21 protein-coding genes are annotated in these 24,443 nt (G+C 46.9%); 14 read left to right on the top strand and 7 right to left on the bottom strand.

Going from position 1 to position 24,443, the window contains the following annotated elements; translation table 11 throughout:
• Positions 1-86 precede the first annotated feature (86 nt).
• The gene (locus tag QUB61_RS30180) at positions 87-383 is read left to right on the top strand and encodes a hypothetical protein (protein ID WP_333133673.1); all 297 of its coding nucleotides are present in this window, start codon (positions 87-89) and stop codon (positions 381-383) included.
• A 137-nt stretch (positions 384-520) separates the two neighbouring features.
• Here the strand turns inward: QUB61_RS30180 and QUB61_RS30175 are convergent, their stop codons facing one another.
• Positions 521-1,534 (bottom strand): leucine-rich repeat domain-containing protein, encoded by a 1,014-nt coding sequence (locus QUB61_RS30175; RefSeq protein WP_333133674.1) that lies wholly within the window; start codon positions 1,532-1,534, stop codon positions 521-523.
• Between the two features lie 293 nt (positions 1,535-1,827).
• On the opposite strand from QUB61_RS30175, the gene QUB61_RS30170 reads away from it, so the two are divergent.
• On the top strand, positions 1,828-2,301 hold the full coding sequence (locus tag QUB61_RS30170; RefSeq protein ID WP_333133675.1) for an ABA4-like family protein: 474 nt from the start codon (positions 1,828-1,830) through the stop codon (positions 2,299-2,301).
• A gap of 247 nt (positions 2,302-2,548) precedes the next feature.
• Here the strand turns inward: QUB61_RS30170 and QUB61_RS30165 are convergent, their stop codons facing one another.
• Positions 2,549-5,488, bottom strand: coding sequence for a GAF domain-containing protein (locus QUB61_RS30165; protein WP_333133676.1), 2,940 nt, complete (start codon positions 5,486-5,488; stop codon positions 2,549-2,551).
• A gap of 206 nt (positions 5,489-5,694) precedes the next feature.
• Between QUB61_RS30165 and QUB61_RS30160 the strand changes: the two genes are divergently transcribed.
• Entirely contained in the window at positions 5,695-6,855 is a 1,161-nt protein-coding gene (locus QUB61_RS30160) for a quinone-dependent dihydroorotate dehydrogenase (protein ID WP_333133677.1), read from the top strand.
• A 370-nt stretch (positions 6,856-7,225) separates the two neighbouring features.
• On the opposite strand, the gene QUB61_RS30155 is transcribed toward QUB61_RS30160, so the two are convergent.
• Both QUB61_RS30155 and QUB61_RS30150 read right to left on the bottom strand, forming a co-directional pair.
• The gene (locus tag QUB61_RS30155; protein ID WP_333133678.1) at positions 7,226-8,677 is read right to left on the bottom strand and encodes an anthranilate synthase component I; all 1,452 of its coding nucleotides are present in this window, start codon (positions 8,675-8,677) and stop codon (positions 7,226-7,228) included.
• A gap of 275 nt (positions 8,678-8,952) precedes the next feature.
• The gene (locus QUB61_RS30150) at positions 8,953-9,624 is read right to left on the bottom strand and encodes an aminotransferase class IV (RefSeq protein WP_333133679.1); all 672 of its coding nucleotides are present in this window, start codon (positions 9,622-9,624) and stop codon (positions 8,953-8,955) included.
• A gap of 96 nt (positions 9,625-9,720) precedes the next feature.
• On the opposite strand from QUB61_RS30150, the gene QUB61_RS30145 reads away from it, so the two are divergent.
• The gene (locus tag QUB61_RS30145) at positions 9,721-10,380 is read left to right on the top strand and encodes an ElyC/SanA/YdcF family protein (RefSeq protein WP_333133680.1); all 660 of its coding nucleotides are present in this window, start codon (positions 9,721-9,723) and stop codon (positions 10,378-10,380) included.
• Between the two features lie 189 nt (positions 10,381-10,569).
• On the opposite strand, the gene QUB61_RS30140 is transcribed toward QUB61_RS30145, so the two are convergent.
• Positions 10,570-10,797, bottom strand: coding sequence for a hypothetical protein (locus tag QUB61_RS30140; protein WP_333133681.1), 228 nt, complete (start codon positions 10,795-10,797; stop codon positions 10,570-10,572).
• 452 nt (positions 10,798-11,249) lie between these two features.
• Between QUB61_RS30140 and QUB61_RS30135 the strand changes: the two genes are divergently transcribed.
• The 3 genes from QUB61_RS30135 (at position 11,250) to QUB61_RS30125 (ending at position 13,854) form a co-directional block, all read left to right on the top strand.
• Positions 11,250-11,882 (top strand): transaldolase family protein, encoded by a 633-nt coding sequence (locus QUB61_RS30135; RefSeq protein ID WP_333133682.1) that lies wholly within the window; start codon positions 11,250-11,252, stop codon positions 11,880-11,882.
• 71 nt (positions 11,883-11,953) lie between these two features.
• Complete coding sequence (locus tag QUB61_RS30130; RefSeq protein ID WP_333133683.1) at positions 11,954-13,615, top strand: calcium-binding protein; 1,662 nt, start codon at positions 11,954-11,956, stop codon at positions 13,613-13,615.
• 50 nt (positions 13,616-13,665) lie between these two features.
• Positions 13,666-13,854, top strand: coding sequence for a hypothetical protein (locus QUB61_RS30125; RefSeq protein WP_333133684.1), 189 nt, complete (start codon positions 13,666-13,668; stop codon positions 13,852-13,854).
• A gap of 244 nt (positions 13,855-14,098) precedes the next feature.
• Here QUB61_RS30125 and QUB61_RS30120 read toward each other — a convergent pair whose 3' ends face one another.
• Both QUB61_RS30120 and cax read right to left on the bottom strand, forming a co-directional pair.
• Positions 14,099-16,159: a protein kinase domain-containing protein gene (locus QUB61_RS30120; RefSeq protein WP_445301002.1), complete on the bottom strand. Its 2,061-nt coding sequence runs from the start codon at positions 16,157-16,159 to the stop codon at positions 14,099-14,101.
• A 1,126-nt stretch (positions 16,160-17,285) separates the two neighbouring features.
• Positions 17,286-18,407 carry a calcium/proton exchanger gene (gene cax, locus QUB61_RS30115; protein ID WP_333133687.1) on the bottom strand — a complete coding sequence of 374 codons (1,122 nt, stop codon included), beginning with the start codon at positions 18,405-18,407 and terminating at the stop codon, positions 17,286-17,288.
• A 350-nt stretch (positions 18,408-18,757) separates the two neighbouring features.
• On the opposite strand from cax, the gene QUB61_RS30110 reads away from it, so the two are divergent.
• From QUB61_RS30110 to QUB61_RS30080, 7 genes are all read left to right on the top strand, one after another.
• Entirely contained in the window at positions 18,758-19,870 is a 1,113-nt protein-coding gene (locus QUB61_RS30110; protein WP_333133688.1) for a DUF262 domain-containing protein, read from the top strand.
• Complete coding sequence (locus tag QUB61_RS30105; RefSeq protein ID WP_333133689.1) at positions 19,867-20,523, top strand: MAE_28990/MAE_18760 family HEPN-like nuclease; 657 nt, start codon at positions 19,867-19,869, stop codon at positions 20,521-20,523. The genes QUB61_RS30110 and QUB61_RS30105 overlap by 4 nt, the downstream gene beginning before the upstream one ends.
• Before the next feature lie 32 nt (positions 20,524-20,555).
• The gene (locus QUB61_RS30100; protein ID WP_333133690.1) at positions 20,556-21,095 is read left to right on the top strand and encodes a GrpB family protein; all 540 of its coding nucleotides are present in this window, start codon (positions 20,556-20,558) and stop codon (positions 21,093-21,095) included.
• 64 nt (positions 21,096-21,159) lie between these two features.
• Positions 21,160-21,576: a VOC family protein gene (locus QUB61_RS30095; RefSeq protein ID WP_333133691.1), complete on the top strand. Its 417-nt coding sequence runs from the start codon at positions 21,160-21,162 to the stop codon at positions 21,574-21,576.
• A gap of 67 nt (positions 21,577-21,643) precedes the next feature.
• On the top strand, positions 21,644-22,240 hold the full coding sequence (locus tag QUB61_RS30090) for a Uma2 family endonuclease (protein ID WP_333133692.1): 597 nt from the start codon (positions 21,644-21,646) through the stop codon (positions 22,238-22,240).
• 78 nt (positions 22,241-22,318) lie between these two features.
• Positions 22,319-23,518, top strand: a complete 1,200-nt coding sequence (locus QUB61_RS30085; protein WP_333133693.1) for an FAD-dependent monooxygenase — start codon at positions 22,319-22,321, stop codon at positions 23,516-23,518.
• Between the two features lie 32 nt (positions 23,519-23,550).
• The gene (locus QUB61_RS30080) at positions 23,551-24,366 is read left to right on the top strand and encodes an alpha/beta hydrolase (protein ID WP_333133694.1); all 816 of its coding nucleotides are present in this window, start codon (positions 23,551-23,553) and stop codon (positions 24,364-24,366) included.
• Positions 24,367-24,443 lie beyond the last annotated feature (77 nt).

Below are 24,443 nucleotides of genomic sequence, written 5' to 3'. Positions count from 1 at the left end.
TCCCGCCCGTCCAAAAAGGACGGGCGGGACGCCCATCCCACAATCACAATTAAAATTGTAAGTTATTTAATTCGCGAGCCTAAGTTATGGAAGAAGGAAGAAGGAAGAAGGAAGAAGGAAGAAGGAAGAAGGAAGAGGGAAGAAGGAAGAAGGAAGAAGGAAGAAGGAAGAAGGAAGAAGGAAAATTAACTGGTTCCCTGGCTCTGGCTGGGAACCGAGATCCAGAGGCTCTGCCTCGCTTGCAAAAAAACAGGAGGCACAGCAAGAGTGAAATGCGTTCCCAGGCTCTTCCTGGGAACGATGAAAACGAGGAAAAAACTACTTTTTACAAAATCTGCCTGCTCCCAAAACTGATTATCCACCAGCGGCAAAAGCGCCCATAATTGCGATCGACAAAGCCAAACCTGGCAACAGCAGCAATCCTAACATCAAAGCATCGTGTCCGCTCATCACTTTCTCCTGATATTGACCTTCAACATTATACTATATAAACCGCCATCTCGCTCTTAAGCCTTAAGAATTAAAACCTGCATATAGATTCAGGATTAACAGGGCAAATTTTATTAACAATGGGATTCCCGCGCAAGTCCAGTGTAGTTAACTTTGGCAAAGATTGCAGGGAACTGAGATCGGAGATTTGATTGTTGTACAAGTCAAGCAAAAATAAGTTATTTAAAGCTTGCAGCGCGCTGCTATCGGAAATCTGATTGTTGAACAGATAAAGTTGACTCAAATTAGTTAAGGATTTCAGCGGACTGATGTCTGATATTTGATTGTTACCGAGGTTAAGCTCAATTAAATTAGTTAGCGATGTCAAAGGACTAATATCTGATATTTTATTTTGGAATAAAACCAATTTATTTAAGTTGGTTAGAGATTCCAGCGGAGTAAGGTCAGATATTTCATTTCCGAACAGAAACAGCGTATTGAGATTTTTTAAGGACGCCAGCGGGGCGATATCCGATATTTTATTATTGTAAAGGTAGAGTGTCTGGAGTTCAGTTAAATTTGCCAGAGGAGCGATATCGGAAATTTGATTGTTGTAGAGGATCAGCGCATTTAAGTTCGTTAAAGCTTTCACGGGAGTGATGTCAGAAATTTTGTTGTCATACAAGACAAGTGCGGTAAGATTAGTTAGAGCTGCTAGGGGAGTGATGTTTGAGATTTGATTGGTATCGAGAACGAGTACAGTCAGATTTGTTAGAGAGGAAAGCGGACTGATGTCTGATATTTGATTGACATCCATAACCAGAGTTTTCAGCTTAGTTAAAGATTGCAGGGGAGCGATGTCAGATATTTGATTGCTGCCGAGGATGAGATTAGTAAGTTGAGTGAAAGATGAGAGGGGACGGATATCGGTAAGTTGAGTAAGTTTGAGGTTAAGTTCTGTTGTATTAGAAAGCAATTCGTTGGCTCGATCGCACTTTGAAGTATCTGATATTTGCAACAGTATTTCTACGGTATGTTTGGCGTCGGCAGAGAGATTTTCTTTGTGCTTGCACCAATCGGGAAAGTTATCATAAGTTGTTTTCATGCGATTTAAAATTTTAAATTGTATATTTATATTTGCAATTTTATATGTGGGATGTTAGATTTGAGGATTTACGCGCAACCTCTATATGTAGGGTTCTCTTCGGCGCACCTTACCGCTATAGGTAGCGCGTTAAACCACTTTTTGCCTAAGCCCTAGAATTGCGCTTATTATAGCAATTCTATTTTATTTGTGAATGAGATTTTTTTCAGGTTTTGATAAATTTTAGCAAAAATTGTGTAAAGTAATCTTAACATCCTTAATTGCATTGCATTCGCAGGAGCTAAGAGCCAACTATGACACCAGAACTAATTTTTAATGCAGGTAATCTGTTCGTTTTGCCTTTCTGGGCAATTATGATTTTATTACCCAACTGGGGAATTACCCGAAAAGTGATGAATTCCTTCCTGCCGTTTGCGATGCTCGCCGCTTTGTACATATATTTGTTTGGTAGCAGTGTGACTGCGGAAACTGCGGCAGCTTTGTCCAATCCCAAGCTAGCAGATATTGCTAAGTTTCTGGGCGAGGAAACGGCGGCTGCTACGGGATGGATACATTTTTTAGTGCTGGACTTGTTTGTCGGGCGCTGGATTTATTTGGAAGGACAGCGGACAGGTGTTTGGACGGTTCATTCTTTGGCTTTGTGTTTCTTTGCTGGACCGATGGGATTGCTTTCTCATATTGTAACTGCTTGGATTACTCAAAGGTTTTTCCCGAGTTCTGAAAGTCTTTCAGGGGCGGGTTCTCCGGTTCACCCACAAGAAAATTGATGTATTGTGGAACGGGCCCTCCTAGCCCGTTCGTTTCTAAGAATGGCGCAAGATATCAGTTGGGTGGGGGCGGGTTTATGAGATTATTGGTTGTAGGCAATTATTGTGGGTGAAACCCGCCCCTACAATCCTCGATCGCAGGTGGGGGCGGGTTTATGAGATTATTGGTTGTAGGCAATTATTGTGGGTGAAACCCGCCCCTACAATCGTCGATCGCAGCTTGGAACTTTTACAAAATTTTACAATATTAAGAATTGGCTAGGGGCAGCATTAAACGAGCGACAATTAAATTGTTTTCTAACATTTCTAAAGAAAAGTTTCCCCCCATTAAGCGTACCGCTCGCTGACAAATTAACAGATTTTGCACGATCGACCTATGGGAACTAGAAACGGCTAATATATCCGACTCGGAACCGTTGTTGAAAGCAGCAATTAACTGTCGATCGCACGCGCCACTATCGATCACAGACAATTCTAGCAAATCTTCCCCCAACAACTGAGAGCGAATCTCAATCTTATCGCCAACTTTAGAGCGCCTGCAAGCCATCGCCAGCAATTCGCCCAGTATCAAATCCAGCTTGACGCTGTCGGCGCGAACGCTCAAAGTCTGGCCCTCCGGCATCGACATAGCAGTTCCTCTGTGCACTTCCAGCAAGATTTCCGACTGTTTGACCAGGGGGGCAGTTCGATCGAGCGATCGCCTCAGCCAAGCGCTCACAGGCACCGCATCTTGTCCGAATTGCAGCCGCCACTGTTCCTGTTTCAGCAGCAAATTCGTTGACCCCAAAGCATTGCCAATGTGTCGCAAAACCTGTTGGTAGCGCAAAGTTTTCAGAGCATCCTTTTGTTCTTTCGCCGCAGGCAAAATCGACTGACTCAACTCCCCCAACTCCTTCACCCCCGCTCCCACAGTGCGGTAAAAGTCCTCAAAACGGCGCTGCTTGTACCAGTTGAGCAGCTCCAGATCCAATCGCTGCGACTCGCTTGCCGATTGCACCGCCAAATACCTGCGCCACCAAGCCAACTGAGACGCCATCGAGCTGAGTAAACTCACCGACAACTCCGACCACTGGCGGCCCGGAGCGTCTGCAGCGACCACAATGCCCGCCGGAGCGTGTTCTGGGGCTGTCCGCAGCGCCACCGTCATAATCTCGCCAATTCCCGGACTGCGGAGCCACCGCTTCGTCCCCCGCTGCAGTTGGCTCGTGCTCACTTGCAGCACGCCCGCGAATGCCAGGGTTTGCTGGATCAAAGCATCTGTTTGGACAGGAATCACCGGCTCGGGATTGAGGGCAAATACGGGATTGGCAGCTACCGCCGCCGCGATTGAACCTTCCTCCTCACCGGGATTCCAAGTAATTACGGCTACTAAAGGACAGGAAAGTGTCCGGGAAACGTGTTGAGCAAAGTTACGATCGAGCTTTTGTAGCGGCAACTCTGGAAACATCGTCGGTGAAGCAGCAGATCTCGGTTTCTCAGATTGCTCCTGAGGAGAATGGTGCAAAACCGCCAAACCCGATTTGAGCGAGCGCTCAAATTGCTGATATTTCTCGATTTCCGAACTCTGCTGCCAGGAGTGCAGGATCAATCCTAGCTGTTGGCCCACTAGCCGAACTAATTCTTGCTCCGATCGCCTCCAAGTGCGAGTTGAACTGTGCCCGACAACCAGCAAACCCTCGATCGATTTTCGATTGGCGATTGGCGATTGGCGATTGGAGTGTTCTCCCTCTTTGTTTTTCCCCCGAGTGGTCGATGCCAAAAGCGATCGCACCCCCGCTTCCCCCAGCACTTCCCGCCAAGCGCCCAACCGCGGGTCTTCCTCCCAATTTTCAATAGCCACAGGTTCGCGCATCAGCAACAGCCCCACGTCAGCCACATCGAGGGCGTTGAGCGGCGACGGCACTGGCCTGCGGTTCCGGGGCAGATTTTGACCGACAATTTCAAAGCGATTTTGTTCTTCGCCGTACAGCAGCAGCAAAAAGTATTCGCAATTGAGCCGCCCGCACAACTGCTCGGCGGTATTTTTTAAAGTCGCCTCCCAGTCAGCATCGCTGTAGATGGCGCGAGCTATTCCGGCTGTTAAATCTCGATCGATCTCAGTTTGCTGAATCCTCTCCTCCATCTCCGACATAGGAGCCGTCAGAGCCACTAACCGCGCCACTCCCTGCAGGTAATGTTTTTCATTGTCTTGCCAAATCCGGGGCTCGCCGGCTTCAACTGCCAAAAATCCCAACAATTCCCCTTGGGAAACAATTGGCGCCGCCAACAGAGAGCGAGCGCGGATTTGCTGCATCAACCGCGCCGTCAGCTCAGTTTTCAGAGAACTTTGAGATTCACCGATCCAAACCATTTCTTCCCTGCCCAAAGCCTGATAAAATTCGCCCAAGTCTTGGACGGTGATGCCCGAAGCCGGTCGGCTCGACCCGCCCAAAGCCGGAGTAACTTGGCGGTTGCTGACTCGGCGCCAAAAATAGCGCCGCTCTTGCTCGAACCAATAAACATTAGTGCGCGTCGGCTGGAGAAATTCATGGGCTTGTTCGACAACCGCTTGCAAGTATTGGTCGAGCGATCGCAGTTCCTTCAACTGCGAAATCAGCGCTAAAAGAGACTCATCTGGGTGTTTGACTTGTTCTCGCAGCCAGTCTTTTTCTATTTGGTAAAGAGCAGTTGCCAGCGCTCCAAATACGATCGCCAACTGCGTTTTTTCCCCCGACTTTGGCGACGCTCCCCACACCTGGGTCCCGAGCAAAATCACGCCGTAGCAGCGGTCTTGGTAGCGGAGCGGAAACAGAGTCGTGCCTTGAATATTGAAAGTTTGAGCTGCTTTGCGCCATTCTCCGGCTCTGTGTTCCGATCGCAAATCCGGGACTCCCACCGGCCGGAGCTGAATCACCACTTGTTCGAGCAAATCTCCCGGACTGAGGGCAAACCGCTGTTTGAGAAAAGACAGGTCGCCGTTAGGAGTCATGCCACCTTTCCCGAACAATCTGTGGCCCTGTCGATCGTACAACCCGATCCAAATCAACTCCCAGTCAAATTCCGTTTGCAAGTAACCGAGTGTGGTCGAAAGTAGCACTTCAACATTCTCCTCTTCTCGCAGAGTCTGGAGAACGCGTTCCAAGGTTGCGATTTGTTCGTCGAAATCCTTCGGTCTTTCCTGCTGCCCCATTTCCAAGCTTCCCCGCACCTTTGTCTGATTTCAAATTACCAACTTAAAGATTAAAAAAAATAAAATGCCAAAGAATCAACTTATAATATAATCGTTTCACTTATCCTTCTATCTAAAACATTGGATAAAGTCGATCGAAGTTGAAGTAAAAACCTCACCTTCACACTCTTCTCCGGAATATTTTTATTGAGCTTCTCATTTGTCAACTGCCCTAGGATAAGTCATTGGATATTTATCAATCAGGTGTGCGCCCGCTGTTGTTTTCGGTATTGAAAACCGATGCCGAGTGGCTGCACAACCGCACTCTTGGCGTTCTCGAACTCGCAGCCAGAACCCAGTCAAACCCCGCCACCAGCCAAATGCTCTCCCGATTGCAGAAATCTTTGGGAGTGCAAGATTCTCGCCTCGAACAATCTTTGTGGGGACTGAGCGTGAAAAATCCTGTCGGCTTGGCCGCGGGATTTGATAAAAACGGCGTAGCTGCCGATATTTGGGCAAATTTTGGCTTTGGCTTTGCCGAACTCGGCACTGTCACTTGTCAACCGCAGCCGGGAAACCCCCAACCTCGGTTGTTTCGCTTGACTCAGGACAGTGCAGCCCTCAACCGCATGGGATTTAACAATCAAGGAGCCGCGGCAATGGCAGCCCGGTTTCAGAGAGCACAGAAACAGCCCTCATTCGATGCCTCGCGCCCCATGCCTCAGTCTCGGTTCCCCTTGGGCATCAATCTCGGTAAATCTAAGGTAACACCGTTAGAGCAAGCAGCAGCCGACTATTTGGAGAGTTTTAAGCTGCTGAAAGATTGGGGCGACTATTTTGTAGTCAACGTTTCCTCTCCGAATACGCCGGGGTTGCGATCGCTCCAAGATGCTGCGGGGCTTAGCACAATTTTGGAAATTTTGCAACAAGAAAATCGCGGAATCAAGCCAATTTTAGTCAAGATTGCGCCGGATTTGGAGTCCGAGGCGATTGCATCAATCCTCGACCTAGCAAAAACCTACCAACTAGCAGGAATTATCGCCACAAATACCACCATCCGCCGCGACGGATTGAAAACACAAATATTGCCAGAAACAGGCAAACCAATCGCCGAAGAAGCCGGGGGAATTAGCGGGCTTCCTGTGCGGGAGCGATCGACAGAAGTAATCCGATTTATCTGGAAATATACAAAAGGCGAATTACCCATAATTGGAGTTGGTGGCATTTTCACCGCCGAAGATGCTTGGGAAAAAATAGCCGCCGGTGCGAGTTTAATTCAAGTCTACACTGGTTGGGTTTACGAAGGGCCTTGGATGGTGCGCCGCATTCTCCAAGGGTTGTTGCAAAAGTTAGAAGAACGCGGATTTAGTTCTATTTCTGAGGCAGTAGGTTCGGACAATCAATAGACATAGGACTGATGACTGTTGACTGATGACTGTTGACTGTTGACTGATGACTAATGACTGTTGACTGTAGAAGGAGGGGTCAAAAAAATGAAAATTGCGCCAATTATTTGTTGGCCTCGGGATTCGACTTTACGCCCGACTCCCGAAGCGCGGATTTGATATCATTCCGGCCTGACTGCCGGAATTGATATGACTCACAGTGCGATCGCTAAAAAAAGTATCAGGCAATACCCTACGAACATTTTCCTAACATTATTAATACTACAATAAATCTTTTGTTTTATATCGATTTCAATCAGTATTACATCAAAAGTAAATCGGCAATCTAAATTGTCAACCATCTTAACAATTAGATTTATCTAACACGCATCTAATCAAATATTTCCGCTAATTTCAAAGCATTAACTTGAGCTTGAGCTTTATGCAGCGACTCCTGCCATTCCCTTTCTGGATCGCTATCAGCAACAATCCCCGCACCCACTTGTCCCCAAACAACTCCCCCCGTCGTACCGTCACTTTTTGGTGCATATAAAAGGGTGCGAATCAAAATATTTAAATCCAGGTTGCCGCGCCAGTCCAAATAACCGCAGGAACCGTAAAATAAATTGCGCTTCACAGGTTCCAATTCTTCGATGATTTCCAGACAGCGCACTTTCGGACAACCTGTAATCGTACCGCCCGGAAATACCCCTCGAATTAAGTCGATCGCGTCGCAATCTCCTCTTAATGTACCGATAACATTACTGACGAGGTGCATCACGTGACTGTAGCGTTCAACGGTCAGAAATTCGTTAACTTTTACCGAGCCCCATTCACACACCCTCCCGATATCGTTGCGCTCTAAGTCAACTAACATAATATGTTCGGCTCTTTCTTTGATATTCTCTATTAACTCCTGTGCTAACTGCTCATCTTGAATGCAGGTTAAACCTCGCGGTCTCGTTCCTGCGATCGGTCTAGTATCCACTTTTTTTCCTAATAATTGAACCAGTCTTTCCGGCGAACAACTAACTATCGCCCCCCACGGAGTTTGCCAATAACTTGCAAAAGGCGAAGGATTTATCCGTTGCAAAGCGCGGTAAATTGACCAACTACTGCAATCTGTACGGGCTTCAAACCGCAAAGATAAATTAGCCTGAAAAATATCGCCCGCATGAATATACTTCTGAGCTTTTCGCACTATTTCTTTATACTCACTCTGAGATAATTGGAAAATAGGATTAGCGGAATTTTGTTGATAATTTTCCGGTAAATTATTCGTGATTATTTCTCGCTCAGTTTGCTCTAATTGATGCTGCATAACATCGAGGTGAGAAGGTTGACTCGCAGCCAACCAGAGAATTTGCGTTTGACGGTCTAAAACCGCAAAAGATTCTGGTTCGTACCAACAGCTAACCGGGAAAGGTAGCGGATCAATATTGAGTTGGGGCAGGTCTTCGATTTCCCATGCTAAATCATAACCTAGCCATCCCAACCAACCCCCAGTAAAAGGAATTTCCGGCGGTACATTCACTGCTAAATTTGGCTTTTGACAGTCCAAAAGAGCGCGCAAAAAAGGTAAAATTTCACCGACTGGCGGTGTCCATAGCTGAGATTGACCGTCAATTATCCGGGGAGAACCTGCACAAATAGAATATCGTGCCAAGTTAGTAGAAGATGTAACTGGACTTTCTAGCAGAACGGCCATATCGCGGGGGAAATAATCCGATATTGAGCCTGCACTGTCGGCAGTTTTACCGAGAAATAAAATTTGAAAAATCTCCGATCCGCTGCGCTGATTTAGGGGAAGCTTTCGCCAATGCCAAGGTTCTATTGATTTCATAATACATTGCACTATAATTAACACTTTCAGGACTTACGCAACGAGTCAATCGATTTGAGATTTGAGATTTTAGATTAAAGAATTGAAGCATTGACCCCACGGATAAATTCGGGGGCAAGTTTCATCGGATACAGGTTTTTTATTTCTGGGTCCTGAGTCTGCGAAGGAATGAATCCGGGGGCTTGTATCCTGGATGCTTTCGGTCTATTTTGACACTATCTGTAGTAGTAAGGTTCACAGTTTGCACCCTACTAAAATCGAGTGAAAGCGTTATCTCAGCCATTACTTACAACTTTCCAAACATCTCGGTATGCTTCTTTTTTGAGGCGTATCCAACCCCTAACGGAGTTAATGAGAAATATAGTTTGGGTACTGCGCAAATCATCTAAGGTAATTAATTCTTCTCTGATTTTTCCCTCCTCTAAAAGTTGAGAACGAAATGTCCCCGGTAATAAACCGCACTTGACGGGAGGTGTGATTAGACCTGCGGGTGTATCGATCGCGATATTGGCGATCGTAGATTCGGTGATAACTCCATCTTGATTCCACAGAAAGACATCCTGATATTCGGGCTGCGACTCCAAAGCCATTGTATAAGGCAATCTGTAAGTTGTCTTGTGGTAAAGAAATGGGTTTTGAGAATCGATCGCTTTGCGGGCAATTCCCACAGATGCACCGATTTTTAAGATACCGCTATCTAGAGTCTGAGCTTGTAATGTTATGTTTCCATCACAAGATATTGTTAACCGTATTTTTTGTTTGACCGATCCGCAAGTCATACTTAATGCTTGTAAAGCTTTGCTTGCTTCTGTTAGGGATAGGGGGAAATTAAAATAATCAGCCGATCGCTCTAATCTTTGAAGATGTCTGTCTAGCAAAAAATAGCCGTTTTTGGGTTCCCATAAAAATGATTCCAGCAATTCAAAGTTTGGCTGTTGTTGAATCATATTTTTGTTAATATAATGTAAATTCGGTAACTAGACAATTTTTATACCCGCGAAGCGGCCTGTTTGTGTAATTATATAGGAAGTTAACTTGAATTTATGTTGCCTAAATCCTTTATATTTCCATGGCGCCTTGCCATCGGGCTGTTAATATTAACCTCAGCGATCGCACCTCTAGCCCTCAACTACTACGTCAGGCTAGTTACAAGCAACTACCTGCGCACCGATGTAGCTAAGGTTCCCGCCGAACCAATTGCCATTGTTTTCGGTGCCGGAGTTTGGGAAGACGGCACTCCCACCCCAATGTTAGCCGATCGAGTGCAAGCAGCCGTCGATTTGTACAAAGCGGGGCGAGCAGGCAAACTTTTGATGACAGGAGACAATAGCAGCGCCGATTACAACGAAGTCAAAGCAATGCAGGAGTACGCCGAAGCACAGGGCGTACCGACTAATAATATCATTCTCGATTATGCCGGATTTAGCACCTATGAAAGTTGCTACCGGGCGAAAGAGATTTTTGGCATAACCCAGGCTGTTTTAGTTACCCAAAACTTTCACTTAGCCCGCGCTGTTTATACCTGCCGCCAGTTGGGCGTAGAGGCGATCGGCTTAGGAACGCCGGATTGGGGCAAATTTCGCCAAAATACCATGATTCGCTACAGTGTCCGCGAATTTTTTGCAGTCCTCAAAGCGCTTTGGGAAGTGCGCGTTACCCGTCCGAAACCGACTTTTTTGGAACCGTTTGAAGGAATTAAATAAAAGTTATGACTCCTCCGTTGAAGACTTTAGTGCTGAGATCGAGGACTTTATTCCTCACTAAAAACTGGTTTTATTACAACTAACCGGACTTGAGGTAAGCCCGGCAGTTGTAAGTAAGTTTTGATTTAAACAAAAGTCCCAACACAACTCACAAATCACAAGTCCCCCGCTGCGGTAGCCCTCCATAACTTACTGGCGTTTGGAAAGCCCCGCCATCGACCAAGTTAAGCTCACCATCATTAAGCGGGCTAGAGCCTTCAAACGCTGTTCGGCGTTATTTTCAACCGCTTGAAACAGAGTTTCCGACTTAATATTTCTCGACAATTCGGCAGCGGTTTCTGCTGGTTTTTCCAACTGGGGTTGTTCAGAAGATGTCTTAAGGCTGACTTGTGGCTGCTGATTTTTTTCTTCGGTCATTTTCTGAGTCACCTTCTTGAGTTATTGGATACATCACTCTTGATACAAATGTAACTGATTTGTATCCGGGATCTGCCGAGTCAAGTTTTCCTTACCCGACATTCTCCCTTACCAACTGACTTAAAAGTTGTGATGTCAGTTGTTAGCTATCTTAAATAGCACTTACTCAATTTCCATCATCGACCCGGTTTATTCACAGATATGTCCTCCTCCACCATTTTTGGGTAATAAACGGGATTTCTGAGCCTAAGTTTTGTTGAATTAAAAAATCTCGCCTTCAAAACTGACGCACTACTACCGATGAGGCATATCGCTAAATTGTTATATTTACTTAACAGTAATATTTCCGAGACTCTGATATTGTTAAAGCTTAACAATTAATTTTGCTCGGATCGGTCTCAATCTGAAAGCAAGCGTCGGGAAATTATTAAGAAACTGAAGGTGTAGAGCAGATGGCAATTTATCTTGATACTGCAATTGTAGCGGAAGCGGCGCGGGCCAGCAAGTTCGGATGGATAGCGGGAATTACTACTAATCCGACCCTTTTGGCAAAAAGCGAGTTATCTCCTGAGGTGACTCTTAAAAAACTGGCACAACTGATTCCTGGAGAAGTGTATTATCAGCTAGTGGCACCGGATTTTGATGGCATGGTAGCAGAAGGAAAAGCTGCTTTTGAGTCGATCGGGCGGCAAACAGTTTTGAAAGTTCCAGCAACGGCGGCGGGTTTCCAAGCAGTAGCGCATTTGTCACCCTCGATTCCTTGCGCGGTGACAGCTATTTACAGCGCGGCCCAGGCCGTTGTTTCAGCAGAAGCGGGGGCCAAATATGCGATCGCCTACGTGAATCGCGCCACCAGATTGTTGGGAGACGGTTTTGCCTTAGTCCAAGATATGGCACATGTCTTGAAAAAAACAAATACTGAAATTTTGGCAGCTAGCATCAAATCACCCTCCGAAGCGGTAAAGACTTTATTAGCTGGCGCCCATCATTTGACATTGCCTTTTGATGTATTGCAAGCGATGGCTGTTCATGAACTATCGCAGCAAACTGTGGATGAATTTGCCAAAAACGGGCGGGGAATATGAGCCTGGCTATTTTGTCTGCTGTGGGTAAGATCGGGGGATATCAAAACTTGTAATCTTAAATGTGAGGGCTTATGACTATTACTCCCGTCTCTGTAGACTCAGCAGGCAATCTGGGGAAAAGTGACTCCAACAGCCCCTCCATCTCAGCCGACGGGCGGTTTGTGGCGTTTAATTCTTTTGCCTCCAACATAGTGCCGGAGGATACCAACGGAAAGACAGACATCTTCGTGCGGGACTTGTCAACCAATACCACCACCCTCGTGTCATTAGACTCAGCAGGCAATCAGGGGAACGGTTTCTCCAACAGCCCCTCCATCTCAGCCGACGGGCGGTTTGTGGCGTTTGAGTCAACTGCCTCCAACCTAGTGCCGGGGGACACTAACAATGTCGGTGACATCTTCGTGCGAGACTTGTTAACCAATACAACTACCCGCGTCTCTGTAGACTCAGCAGGCAATCAGGGAAACAAGGCTTCCTACCCCCCCTCCATCTCAGCCAACGGGAGGTTTGTGGCGTTTTATTCTGATGCCTCCAACCTCGTGCCGGGGGATACTAACAGTAACACAGACATCTTCGTCCGGGACTTGTTGACGAATACCACCACCCGCGTCTCTGTAGACTCAGCAGGCAATCAGGCCAACCGTAACTCCTACAACCCCTCCATCTCAGGCGACGGGCGGTTGGTGGCGTTTGAGTCAACTGCCTCCAACATAGTGCCGGGAGACCCTAACAATCGCGACGAAATCTTCGTGCGGGACTTGTCAACCAATACCACCACCCGCGTCTCTGTAGACTCAGCAGGCAATCAGGGGAACGGCTTCTCCTACAGCCCCTCCATCTCAGCCGACGGGCGGTTTGTGGCGTTTTATTCTGATGCCTCTAACCTCGTGCCGGGGGATGATACTAACCGTAGCCGAGACATCTTCGTGCGGGACTTGTCAACCAATACCACCACCCGCGTCTCTGTAGACTCAGCAGGCAATCCGGCCAACAGTGACTCCTACCGCCCCTCCATCTCAGCCGACGGGCGGTTTGTGGCGTTTGATTCAAAATCCTCCAACCTCGTGCCGGGGGATACTAACAATACAGACGACATCTTCGTGCGGGACACGCTGACCAATACCACCACCCTCGTGTCATTAGACTCAGCAGGCAATCCGGGGGGGGGATTTAATCCCTCCATCTCAGCCGACGGGCGGTTTATAGCTTTTGATTCTGGTGCCTTAAACCTCGTGGCGGGGCAGACTAACAATACCCGAAACGTTTTTGTTGCTGACACCAGCAGCACTCGAAACGTCATCAACGGCACTCCAGGCAACGACAACCTGACTGGCACCAGTGGCAACGATATCATCAACGGTTCCGAAGGTGATGACGTGCTGACCGGTTTGCGGGCTAGTGATGTCTTAAATGGCGGCGACGGCAACGATATCCTCAGCGGCGGCAAAGGTTTTGACACTCTCAACGGCGGTTTGGGCAACGATAATCTAGTCGGCGGCGCGGGCAATGATGTGTTTGTTTTAGGTGCAGGGTTGGGAGTTGATACAATCTCTGATTTCGGCAACGATCAAGATACCATTCAATTAATCAATGGCTTGACCTTCGGACAGCTATCAATTTCTCCTGCAACTAATGGCACATTAATTACACTAGCCAGCAGCGGTGAAGTTTTAGCTTCTTTGACAGGCGTCGATCCCAATCTCATCGGCTCTGAAGATTTCATCTCGGGCTAGAGATGGTAAACTGCTTGTTAAATCACTTTTACTAAGGGGAAGGGAAGATTGTGATTAAACTTCGCAAACAATCCCTCGCATTAATAGGCACATTTATTGCAGTTTTGCAACCAGCATTTACGGCGAATTCACAAGAAAGCAACAGCGAATTCAGCAAACTTCAATCCTTATTAGAAGCAAAAAAATGGTACGAAGGAGCCGGGATGGGATTTGTCGATCGCCTCGACTCTTCAATCTAAAAACTCAAATCTCAAATCGATTGTAGGGCGGGCAAAACCCAGACTTCCACGTCGGAGTCGGGATGGGATTTCTCGATCGCCTCGACTCTTCAATCTAAAATCTCAAATCTCAAATCTCAAATCTCAAATCTCAAATCGATGGTAGGGCGGGCAAAACCCAGACTTCCACGTCGGAGTCGGGATGGGATTTCTCGATCGCCTCGACTCTTGAATCAAAAATCAAAAATCGATTGATGACTAATAATTAGGGCATTCGCCAAATCTTAATAGTGCGATCGGGACTGCCGCTCATAAAAGTCTTGCTATCTCTGGAAATAGCAACAGAACTCACAAACTGACCGTGACCAGAAAGAATGCTTCTTTCTTTTCCCGTCTTCAAATCCCAAACTATAATATCTCCGCCCCCGCTGATCAAAGTGCGGCCGTCCGGGCTAAAGGCGATCGTCCTCACCCAGCTCGAATGCCCTTTAAAAGTGCGGGTGCGCTTCCCGTCTTGCACGTTCGACAAACGGATCGTATTGTCGGTGCTAGCACTAGCCACACTTTGCCCGTTCGGGCTAAAAGCCACAGCATTAACCGCGCCCCCGTGACCTGTGATAATTCTTCTGACTTGTCCGGTGGCGAGATTCCACAAACGCAGAGTCTTGTCCTCGCTGCCGCTAGCGAGAGTTTTACCGTCCCGGCTCAAGGCGATCGCGTTTACTCCTCCGGCGTGGCCGCTCAAAGTCCGCAACCTGCCGCCGGTTCTGGCATTCCACAAGCGAACAGTTTTGTCCTCGCTGCCGCTAGCGAGAGTTTTACCGTCCCTGCTAAAAGCGATGGCGTTGACGGCGGCTGTGTGAGCGGGAATCGTCCGTATCCGTCGCCCCGTCTTCAAATCCCAGATAATCACATTATTGTCGTCGCCCCCGCTGGCCAAAATCGAGCTGTCCGGACTCACCGCCACCGTATTGACCGATTTTTTAGAATGCACCGAATTGATAGTCCGCACCAGGCCTCCCGTCCTCAGATTCCAAATTCTAATCGTCCCATAGCTTGCGCTCACCAAAGTTTGACCGTCAGGCGACAGGGCGATTACATTTACACTCCCGACATTATCCAAACTTCTTTGCAAAAACTGACTGCTAGGTAAACTAGAAAGCAGCCACACCGGGTTTGCCGGGAACACTCCGTAACGCAGCGAACCGTAAATTTGAGACGCGCCAATACCCAGCATCAAAACAGCCGTGCCGGCGAGCAGCTTATTTTTCCAATCAAAAACCTTTTGGAGGGGCTTCTTCAATTCCGTATTCAGAGGTCTGAGGCGGTTTAGAGAAGTCTGCTGCGTCGCCCCAGACGCCCCGGAAGTTGCGCGAAGTTTAGTTTGCCCCGTCGTCGGTAGCTGAGTCGGCAACTGACTATCCCCGTCGTCGAGTTTAATTTCCTCCAAGCACTGCAAAACCATCTGCGGACTTTGAGGTCGATTTCCCGGAAAAGGCGCCATCAGGTAATCGATCACATTAGCCAGGGGGTCGGAAACCTGAGGAGCTCCTTTGCGCCACATTAATTTGCCCGTGCGGGGGTTCTCTGGAAACGCAGTCGGCGGCTTCCCAGTCAGCAAATAAACAAACGTGCGCCCCAGAGCAAAAAAATCCGACTGCGGAACAGCCTTGCCATTAGTTTGTTCCGGTGGCGTGTAGCCGGGAGAAACAATACCAGTCACATTTTGCCCCTGCCCCACCTTAGCGAAATAAGTCGCCGACACTTCCCGAGCAGTCCCGAAGTCAATCAGCACTAACTGCCCGTTCGGCTTGCACATAATATTGTGCGGCTTGATATCCCGATGGAAATAGTTGAGGCGGTGAACTTGGTCTAAAATTTCCGACAGTTGTTTGAGCCAGTTGAGAGCTTGTTCTTGGCTGATCGGGCGGCCCCGATTTTTCAGCCAGTCTTGCAAATTTGCCCCAGCAATTTTCTCCATCACCAGACAGTGAAAAGCCTCTGTGCTGTTAGCTGGCGTAAATGTAAAATAACCGTCGCGATCGACTTTTGGAATACCTGGATGTCTTAGCCTGACCAATACGTCGGCTTCTTGCTTAAAAAGTTCTACAGCTTTGGGATGTTCTTTGAGCAGGACTTTGAGCACTCTTCGGGCGCCGTTGTCGTCCACTTCAAATGTTCTGCCAAAGCCGCCGCCTCCGAGAGGCGCGACTAGCCGATATCGACCTTGCAACAAAAGTTCAGACCCGCAGTGGATACACGCGGATTTGCCAGAGTTGGCTTGATCGGAGGGATTCGGGCATTTGGGATTGAGGCAATAACTCACAGAAGCCACATAACCCTGATTGAGGTTGCTCTATCAAGTTTTACTTTGACACTGCTATACAAAACTTGGCTAAGCTTATTTAAGCTTTACCATTCAACTAGAAGTATTTTCTAGAGGGTCTGATTCCTGCTTCTGCCAAGAGAGTCGGCTCTTACTTGTCCACAGGCGTAAATTCGGGTGGAGCAGCACCCTATTTTTCAAGTCTGTACAACTATTTATTATTGTGGAAGCTTTTAGCCATTGTTTAACCATTATTTTCAACCAATTTAACGAATCGTGGTATCCCGTTCGACCTTTTTATAGGCTGGTCAGTTTTAAATCGACCGTCGTTTCCTCGAACTGAAAATTTTTGCTGCCGATTTTCGGCATTATTCTGAGAATGTTGCACAAAAATGCGCATCTGTCAATATGCTGACCATAATTCGCTTGAGAGCAAGTTAAAGTATTAAGCGATGAGATTAACCTCTGTGCACTCTTGGTGACTGAGGTTTTTGGTTCAGCTTGCGTCACTTGCTTGCGACTGGATTACTCTAGGCGCATTAGAGCTGTCTTCTCGCTTGAGCGTTATGTACTTTGATTAGTCCTCTTTATCTAGTTCGGTTTTTGTTCAAATACGAGTTTTCCTAGACGGCAACACGGTGTTTGTGTGACTGCGTACTCAACAATCTCGTTAAGTTTTTAGGTTGTCTAGTTATACTCAATTTTCAACTTATGACGATCGTAGCACACCTAGAACAATACTCATGAGCACTCTTGATTGAAATCTTGCAGCGTCGCTGAAGTCAAGCGAGGCTTTAGTCTCGCTTGACTTCAACATCCCGTCTTTTTGTATAACCTGTGGCAGTGCGATCTAACGATCGGGTTGAGGCCAAAGGTTTTGTTGTTTGTCACAGCCGATCGATGTCAAAAATCCCTGATGACAGCAGATCATCTACAAAAAGACTAGAACTAATAACGAGACAGCACCCAGATTTCAATTGTACGATCGCCACCACCACTCTCAAAACAAGAAGTGAGAGTGGGCGAGTGGGCGAGTCGGAGAGTGTCCGAGTGGGAAAACCCACCTTCTGCTGAATGCCTTCTTCCCTCGAACCTCTTCCCTCTTCCTTCAAAAGAAGAAAGCCTGTTAAACAAGTCCCTCAATTACCGGATGGAAGTAGAACGCCAGCGCCAAAACCGTATAAGCTGCCAACAGCAAAGTACCTTCGAGCCAGTTAGAGTTGCCGTCAGAACTGATAGAATTGGCGATCAGCACCGACACGGCAACCGCTACAAGTTCAAACGGGTTGAAATTCAAGTCCATCGGTTTGCCCAAGACAAAACCTGCCAAAACCAACACCGGGGCCACAAACAAAGCAATTTGCAAACTCGAACCCACGGCCACAGAAACCGACAAATCCATTTTATTTTTCATCGCCACCGTCACCGCCGTCGTATGTTCGGCCGCATTGCCAATAATCGGCACTAAAATCACCCCGGTAAACAGTGATGTCAGCCCCAAACGCGCTGTCGCTTCTTCGAGAGTACCCACCAACAGTTCCGACTCGACAGCTACCATCACGGTACAGGCCAACAGCACCCCAATCCACAGCGGCAGATTGACTTTGTGGTCGGGACTGTCTGGTGCTAAGTTATTTTCGGCTAAATCTTCCAGCATTTCTATTTCTGCCACCCCTGCATCGTACAGATAACTGTGGGTTTTCATCGAAAACAGCAGCGTCAGCACGTAGACGACAATCAGGACTACAGCAACAGCGCTAGAGAGGTTCTGCATAGTTTCCGCAGGGATGCCAATAGAGGTGGCATTAACTGCAGTTGGCACCAAAATGGCAATCACGGCTAAGTTCATCGCTGAAGCATTCAACCGGGCGACTGTCGGCTGAAAATCTTGTTCTTTGTAGCGCAAGCCGCCCAGCAGCATGGCAAATCCCATCACCAGCAGCAGGTTGCTCATAATTGAACCGGTGATGCTGGCCTTGACAACATCTATTAGTCCGGCGTTGAGGGCGACGATGCCGATAATCAGTTCCGTGGCATTTCCGAAGGTAGCGTTCAGCAAACCCCCCAAGTTGGCGCCGAGGACGACGGCAATTTCTTCGGTGGCCGTGCCCATCCAGGCGGCTAGAGGGATGATGGCTAAAGCCGAGGTGATGAAGATTGTGGAGGATTCCCAGCCGAGAAAGTGTCCGGCGATGGAAACCGGGATAAATAACAGCAGACTGGAAATTATTGTATTTGTGTTTAGCATTTAGATTCTCAAAAGCTGCCAACCGTCAATCATAGCCTGCTACACAGTTTAAGAAAGGGGAAGGGTTCGATATTTGGGTGTTGGCTTAAAGCTGGGGGTGCAGGATCGGGCGATCGCTGCATTGCGGCTTTCACGGATGTGACAAACTAAGAGAGGGATTTGTTTAGCCGATCGGTTCAATGGATTTTTGTATTCTACCCGATCGATCGCATCAAGTTCCGCATTGTCTTAAGAGCAAAGTTGACTATTTATGGGCGATCGTTTTTTCAGATGTTCGTCTAGTGATATAATTTTTAAATATTGCCATTCTGCAAGTATAGCTATACATAATACCTAGGACTGCTTCAGCCATGCCTCTACAAGAAGAGATTGAAAGAACAAGGCAAGAAATTCGGACAGATAGCTACTCAATGTCTATTGGCGAGTGGATCAGTCTTTATGAGAGTAAGGAAATCGATATTCACCCAGAATTTCAAAGGCTTTTTCGTTGGTCGGCTTTTCAAAAATCCAGGTTTATAGAATCAATTCTTTTAGGTATACCGATTCCACCAATTTTTGTCAGTCAAAGAGATGATGGGATTTGGGATGTTATCGATGGTTTGCAGAGACTCTCAACCATATATGAATTTGTAGGTATTTTGAAACCAGACAATCAAGAGCAAGATACATCTTCTGCTGTCGCCTTACAAGAAACAACTTACTTACCTTCCTTAAGAGGTAAAAAATGGAACGATCCTGACGATAAAGATAACTCTTTAACTCAGGCGCAGCGTTTATTGATAAAAAGAACCAAAATATACGTCTATATTGTTGCAAAAGAAAGTGATGAAATGATTAAATATGAGCTATTTCAGCGGCTGAATACAGGAGGATCGATTGCTACACCGCAAGAAGTAAGAAATTGCATTCTTTTAATGTTGAATAAAGATTTATATAATTTAATGCGTTCACTTGCCGATCGCGAGTCATTTAAAAGCTGCATTGCTTTGAGCGATAGACTTTATGAAGAACAGTATGATATGGAATTAGTATTGCGTTTTATTCTTTTCTTCGATATAGATTATGCAAGTCTTCTAACGCTGGGCGGTGATGTTAGCGAGTTCCTAACGGCTAGAATGTATGAAATGGCTATTAAAAAAGATTTGGACAGCACCCACATAGAGACAGCGTTTGATGTGGCATTCAGTATGCTTAATGAAGCTATGGGAGAGGACAGCTTCAAGCGATATAAATCGGAGAATGATAAATTTCTGGGAGGGTTTCTATTATCTGCATATGAGGTGGTAGCACTAGGAATTGGATACAATTATCAAAATCCAATTCCAACAGACCAAATACGTGAGCGTATAAAAAATATTTGGTCAGAGCCAATTTATAAACAATGGTCGGGAGCAGGAAAGAATGCAGCAAGACGCTTACCCTATCTTATTCCCCTTGGTAGAAAGGTATTTTCCCCTTCATGAGCATCCAAACACCGGAACAATTAATCGATAGATTGGCAAACGATCTTGCTTGGCGAAAGAAGGAACTGTCAGCAATGAAATCTTTGATAGAAGCAAAAAATGTTTCTGACAAAAGACATAAAGTATTACTTCGGAGTGGAGTATGTATTCTCTATTCCCACTGGGAAGGTTTTGTCAAGTTAGCAGCCAACTCTTATCTAGAATATGTTATCTCACAAAAGCTTACGTATCAAAAGCTTTCTAGTAATTTTTTAGCTTTGGCCATGAAAGAAAAACTTAAAAAGGCAAAAGAGACACATAAGGCATCATTGTATATACCTGTTTGTGAGTTCTTTATTTCCGAATTAAATCAGAGATCTATCCTACCTAAACCTAAAGATGTAATATCTACTGGATCGAATTTAAACTCTGAGATTTTAAAAGAAATAACTTATATTCTCGGAATTGACTTTTCAATATACTCTACTAAATCGCCATTAATTAATACCCAGCTTTTAAAGACAAGGAACGAAATTGCCCACGGTGAGGATTCGGTGTTTGATAGGGATGAATATCTAGAGCTACACAGAGACATTATAGGAATGCTCGATATATTTCGGAACCAGATAGAAAATGCTGCTATTCAGAAAAAATTTAGGCGGGATTCACCTTAGATAATGACGACAGGAGCCAATAATTATCAGCCATGTCAAGAAAACTAGATTTTTTCAAAGTAGAAGTCGTCCCGCACGATCCAAATTGGCGCAGCGCCTTTGAAACTGAGTCGAAACTGATTGCACTTGCACTTAGGGACAATGTGGTTGCTATACATCACATTGGTAGCACAGCGATTCCACAAATTCATGCAAAGCCGATTATCGATATCCTAGTTGAGGTTAAAGATATTATAAAACTCGATACACAGAGTTCAGAAATAGAGGCATTAGGTTATGAAGCAATGGGTGAGTTTGGGATATCCGGTCGTCGTTTTTTTCGCAAGGGTAATGAGGCAGGGATTAGAACACACCACCTTCACGGTTTTGAAGTGAACTCAGCGCAGATAGAGCGCCATTTAGCGTTTCGAGATTATATGATTTCCCATCCTGAGCACGCGCAGCAATACAGCGAAATAAAACGAGAACTCGCAAACAAATACCATGATAAGATTCAGGCGTACATGGACGGAAAAGATGGGTTCATTAAAGCAATGGACCTGAAAGCGGCAAAGTGGCGAGCATCTCATTAAAATTATGATATTGGAAGTGGCAAGTCTTGATATTAAGCCTAATATGACTGGAGCAACATAACATATGAGTGATATCGGTCTCACACACATCGCACTGCCCGTTTCTGATGTCGATCGCAGTATCGAATTCTACTCCAAGTATGCTGGAATGCAGGTCGTTCACCGCCGCATCGATGCCAAAGCAGGTGTTGCTGTGGTCTGGCTTTCTGACCGCACTCGGCCTTTTGTAATTGTGCTAATTCAAAAAGATTCCGTACATCCCGTTCTGTCTCCCTTGGCACACCTGGGAGTTGGCTGCAAAAGCCGCGAATATATGGACGAACTCTGCGACAAAGCACGTCAAGAAGGCGTACTGCTTGAGGAACCAAAAGATGCTGGATATCCGATCGGCTACTGGGCTTTTTTGCGAGACCCGGACGGTCACACTCTGGAACTATCCTACGGGCAAGAAATCGGATTTACAGTGGAGAAAGCTAGTTAAAGTTATAATAAACAAATCGCCCTCCAAACCCGATCGTTTCTCATCTGGAAATAGACTGGAGAATCAAATGACTGCAGCAATCATCGCACCACCCAGAAAAGAATCACCCCTTCTGTTTGAGGGACTGACTTGGAGAGAGTTCAAAGCAGTTGAGCAATTGTTAGACCGTCCAGGATATCGACTTTCTTTCCTGGATGGAATTCTGGAGATACGACGAATGCCTGGAGAACCCCACGAAACCGTTAAGAAGAGAATTGCCGGATTGTTGGAGCTTTACCTGCTGATGGCGGGGTTTGACTTTACTCCAACTGGCTCAATGACTCTGGAAAGTGAAACGGGAAAAGTCAAGCGAGAGGCGGATGAATCTTATAAACTTGCTCCTGGTCGTAGGCTACCCGATTTGGCGATCGAGATCGTGTTTTCCAGTGGTGGCATCAACCAACTGGAGGCATACAAGCGGCTGAAGATAAAGGAAGTGTGGTTCTGGGAAGATGGATTGTTAGAGGTTTATCACCTGCGGGGAGAGGGCAATACACTTGATTATGAAAAGGTTTCCAGTAGTGAGGAGGTGAAAGGGATCGATTTAAATTTGTTGTTGCGCTGCATCAATATGGTGAATCATGTTGATGCAGTTAAGACTTTTCAACAGGCACTCCAGAAATAGCTGGGAATAGGGGATTGCGCCTCCTTTTACCACCTTTGTTGACATCTCAATATCGGCAAAAAGCAATGGGGAATGGCAATGATGCAAGTTGTAATTGTGGGATCGGGGCCAACTGGTGCGGCACTTGCCTTACTGTTGGTGAAACGAGGTATTGCTGTTACCTTGGTTGAGGCGGCAAAAGATGCCTACCGAGTGTTTCGCGGTGAAGGGTTAATGCCCAGCGGATTGGATGCGATCGCACAAATGGGCTTATCCACTATCCTAGAAGGTGTTCCACACCGACAAATTGATGCCTGGGAGTTCGTTGTGGGCGATCGGCAACTATTTCGAGTTGATGAGCCAATGGGGTCAAATCGACCTTGTACCCTGGTATCGCAACCGCCTTTGCTAGAAACACTAATTTCAGAAGCTCAGTTGCATCCAGAGTTTGAATTTATCCCAGGTGTTCCCGTAAAAGATTTACTGTACAGCAACGATCGCATTGCGGGTGTAAAGCTAGGAGATGGGCGAGAGATTCCTGCTGCACTTGTGATTGGTACAGATGGTAGAAACTCGGTTGTACGGCAGCGTGCAGAATTAGAGTTAGTAAAACAGCAGAATAGTATAGATGTTCTGTGGTTTAAACTTGCCGCTCATCCTCGGTTTGTGGCGGATAATGTATTTTATTCCATCCTGAATGGCGGTAGCGGATTCAGTGTCTTTCATGGGGCAGAATCAGGAAAGCTTCATCTGGCTTGGGTGCTATCGGCCGATGACAAAACTGATCGGAAACACACAGACTGGGCAGAAACTTTCGCATCGCGATCGCCTGCGTGGATGGCAGAACATTTCCGCAACTGTGCCGATACGATCGAATCTCCGATGCGATTATCTGTTGTGGTTGGTCGCTGTCCGCGCTGGCATCGACCAGGAATCATACTTTTGGGCGATGCTGCACATCCCATGTCTCCGGTTCGCGCTCAAGGAATTAACATGGCGTTCCGCGATGTAATTGTTGCCGCCAATCACCTTGTACCTTTATTGAAAGCCGGGGCTAATTACGAGGATATTGACTTAGCATTATCGCGGATTCAGGCAGAACGCGAACCCGAAATTATTCGCGCCCAACAACTTCAAGCACAAGAAGCGTGGAAAGGCGAACAACTGCGAAAAAATGGATTGTTGCGTTTGTTGATGATGCAAGTTGCTCCGTTTTTGGGTGAAAAAATTAAACAATTTTGGGTAAAAGGACAGTATGAATTGCGCCAAGGAGTAACAGAGGTAAAATTGCTTGTGTGAAAAGAGGAAATTCACAATTAGGAGAAAATTGTATGCGATCGACAACTCTCAAAGGACCGATCGGCACTATTCACATCATCGAAGCCAGCCCCCCTGTCACCGCAGGGGAGTCGGCACCGCTGCCGGTGGTGTTCGTGCACGGTATGGCGGTTTCCGCGAGCATCTGGGAGGCGCAGCTTGCCCGTGTCGCCCGTACCCGACGCGCGATCGCCCTTGACGTGCGGGGACACGGCGATTCTGCACCGCCGGAGGACGGCAACTATGCGCCCGCCTCCTGTGCAGCGGATGTTTTGGCGGTACTGGATGGGCTGGGACTCGATCGAGTGGCGATCGTCGGACACAGTTTCGGTGCTTGTATTGCCCTCGCCACAGCAGCCGCCGCACCGCACCGCATCGCGCAGTTGATCCTGGCCGACCCACCTGGAGACTTTACCAAGGTGCCTGCACAGATGTACGAGGCACGGATCGTCCCCTACCAGAAGGCTCTGGAGACGGAGGATTGGCGGGCTGCTGTGGAAACCAGCTTCAACGAGGCGCTGACAGGAAGCACGGCCCATACGCGCGATCGGATTCTCGCTTCCTTGGCGGCGACTCCACAGGATTGCGTGTGTGGAATGTCTCGCGGGATGTTGCCCTTTGAAGCAGTTGATGCGCTCGATCGCTACCTAGCAGCCCCAGGAACGCGGGCCCACGCCATTATTGCTCCCTCAAACACTTTTCCGTTCAGCCTCCACATCCTCCGTCCCACACTGACGACAACTACGCTACCCGATACTGGACACTGGCTGATGCTGGATGCGCCAGAGGCCTTTGCTAGGGAACTTGATATCTGTTTGGAAGGTGTTTAATAGACCTCTTGCAAAAATAATTAGGACGGGCTCTTCGGCCCATCCCACAATAAAAAATAACTCTTGTGGGATGGGCC

This window comes from Microcoleus sp. C2D2, assembly GCF_036702495.1.
In the GTDB taxonomy this organism is placed as follows: Bacteria; Cyanobacteriota; Cyanobacteriia; order Cyanobacteriales; family Microcoleaceae; genus Microcoleus.
Note: the sequence above shows the minus strand (reverse complement) of the source record. Positions and strands in the feature narration are given on the sequence as shown.